General features: G+C 68.4%; 2 protein-coding genes. Both read right to left on the bottom strand.

The window, feature by feature from the left end:
* Window positions 1-114: 114 nt before the first annotated feature.
* Window positions 115-636, bottom strand: coding sequence for a peptide deformylase (def, locus tag DBR10_RS12665; RefSeq protein ID WP_108490065.1), 522 nt, complete (start codon window positions 634-636; stop codon window positions 115-117).
* Between the two features lie 8 nt (window positions 637-644).
* A partial coding sequence (locus tag DBR10_RS12670; RefSeq protein WP_108556383.1) for a DNA recombination protein RmuC occupies window positions 645-1,833 on the bottom strand: 1,189 nt, incomplete at its 5' end.

Here is a 1,833-nt window from a genome sequence, read left to right on the forward strand (position 1 = left end):
GCCAGGCCGAGGCCGTCGCGGCGGAGTAGGGATCGGGGGGCGGGGTCACTCGCCCCCACCGGACCGCTGCGCGGTCGTCCGCCCCCACAGGGGGCGGATGGGTGAGGGGGCCAGTTAAGCCGCCCGACGCGCCTTCTTGACCTTGGTGATGGCCCGGTCGCGACGCAGCCGCGACAGATGGTCGATGAACAGCACGCCTTCCAGGTGGTCCATCTCGTGCTGGATGCAGACGGCGAACAGGCCCTCGGCCTCCTCGACCACCGTCTCGCCCTGGTAGTTCATGTAGCGCAGGGTCACCTTCGAGGCGCGCTCGACCTCGTCATAATAGTCGGGCACCGACAGGCAGCCCTCTTCGTAGCCCTGCGTCTCTTCCGAGCTCGACAGGATCTCGGGATTGACGAAATAGCGCGGCGCGGGCTCGTCGCCCTCACGGGCCAGGTCCATGACGATGACGCGGACCGGCTCGCCGATCTGCACGGCGGCCAGGCCGATGCCGGGGGCGTCGTACATGGTCTCCAGCATGTCATCCATCAGATGGCGCAGATCATCGGTCACCGCCTCGACGGGGGTGGAGATCTTCTTGAGCGTCGCCAGATCGGCGGCGTTATCGACGGTGAGGATGCGACGGATAGCCATAATATCTGTCAGGTAAGGGGCTCATTCCCGAGCGTCAAGGTGGGGGATTGTCCTATCCCGGTCTGCGGGGCCAGCTTGTTCAGCGCCCGAACGCCCGATTCCACCGGTACGAGTTCCGGAATGTCCTTGCCCTCGTGGTCGACCGAAAGGTCCTCGAAGCGGCGGGCCTGGGTCAGGACCTGGCTCTCCAGCGAGCCGACGAACTGGTTGTACTTGCCGACTGCCGACTCCAGCGCCTTGCCGACGGCCCCGGCATGGGCCCCCATCACCGCCACCCGCTTGTAGAGCTCTCGGCCCACGGCGACGATATTGGCGGCGTTCCTGGCCTGGTCTTCCACCCGCCAGCCATAGGCCACCGCCTTGCACAGGGCGAACAGGGTGGTGGGCGTGACCAGCAGCACCCGCTTGTCCATGGCCTCGGTCATCAGGTCGGGCAGGCGCTCCAGCGCCGCGGCCAGGAAGCTGTCGCCGGGCACGAACATGGCCACGAAGTCGGGCGAGCCCTCCGAGGCGAACTGGTCCCAGTAGGCCTTGGCCGACAGGCTGGTCATGTGGGCCCGCACGCTCTGGGCGTGGCGCAGCAGGGCGGCCTCGCGCGGCAGGTCCTCGGTCAGTTCCTGGGCTTCCAGGAAGGCGTTCAGCGAGCACTTGGCGTCGATCACGAACACCGCCCCGCCGGGCATCCGCACCTTGACGTCAGGCCGGCGGCGACCCTCGTCGGTGTCGACGCTGAACTGCTCCTCGAAGTCGAAGCGCTGGTTGAGGCCGGCGGCCTCCAGAACGTTGCGCAGGGTCTGCTCGCCCCAGCGGCCCTGGACACCGGCCCCGCGCCGCAGGGCGGCTGACAGCTTGCGGGCCTCGGCCTGGGTGGCGGTCGAGGCCTCCATCAGGGCGGTGATCTGGGCCTTCAGCCCGCCGGTCTCCTCGGCGCGGGCCTTTTCGACGGCCGTGACCTGGGCCTCGAACTTGGCGAGCGTTTCGGCCACGGGCTTGAGCTGGGCCTCCAGCCGCTGCTGCGACAGCAGCTCGCGGCTCTTGAAGTTCTCTTCGGTACGCTTGATCAGGGCCTCGGCCACCGTATTGGCCGTCATGGTCGCCTGTTTGTCGGCCTGGGCCCGGATCAGCTCGGCCTGGGTGGCGGTCTGGTCTTCCAGCAGCCGGGCCCGCTCGTCGGCCTGGACCAGCCGCGCATTCAGC

The organism is Caulobacter sp. HMWF025, from assembly GCF_003060965.1.
Classification (GTDB): domain Bacteria; phylum Pseudomonadota; class Alphaproteobacteria; order Caulobacterales; family Caulobacteraceae; genus Caulobacter.

Coding starts and splice junctions, on each gene's coding strand:
- def (WP_108490065.1), bottom strand. CDS start 636: ATGGCTATCCGTCGCATCCTCACCGTCGATAACGCCGCCGATCTGGCG.